The following is a 274-nucleotide window of genomic DNA, read 5'->3' as shown; positions in this document are numbered from 1 at the left end:
AGACTATGCTTCAAAAATTAATTTATAGTTGACACTGTCAACCTTATTATATATAGTTGCTTCTATCAACTATATCAAAGAGTTTCTATGTCTAACAATTCAATGAGCGAAACACTACATCAATTGATGCATACCTATACCAACCTGCTGCTAGAAGGCATTCGTCAGCAAGGTGTCGAGTTGTCCGTGACTAATATCAGAACCTTAAAAGGCGTTTGTTATAACCCAAATAGCACTGCGCTATCTATCTCTAAACACATGCAGCGAGACAAAG

General features: G+C 36.9%; 1 protein-coding gene. It reads left to right on the top strand.

Annotated elements, in window-relative coordinates; translation table 11 throughout:
* Positions 1–87: 87 nt before the first annotated feature.
* The coding region (locus SB725_RS31135) for a hypothetical protein (RefSeq protein ID WP_410923254.1) at positions 88–274 on the top strand (187 nt) is incomplete at its 3' end.

The organism is Pseudomonas sp. SIMBA_041, from assembly GCF_046535095.1.
In the GTDB taxonomy this organism is placed as follows: Bacteria; Pseudomonadota; Gammaproteobacteria; order Pseudomonadales; family Pseudomonadaceae; genus Aquipseudomonas; species Aquipseudomonas mucoides.
This window is presented reverse-complemented; position numbering and strand designations above follow the sequence as displayed.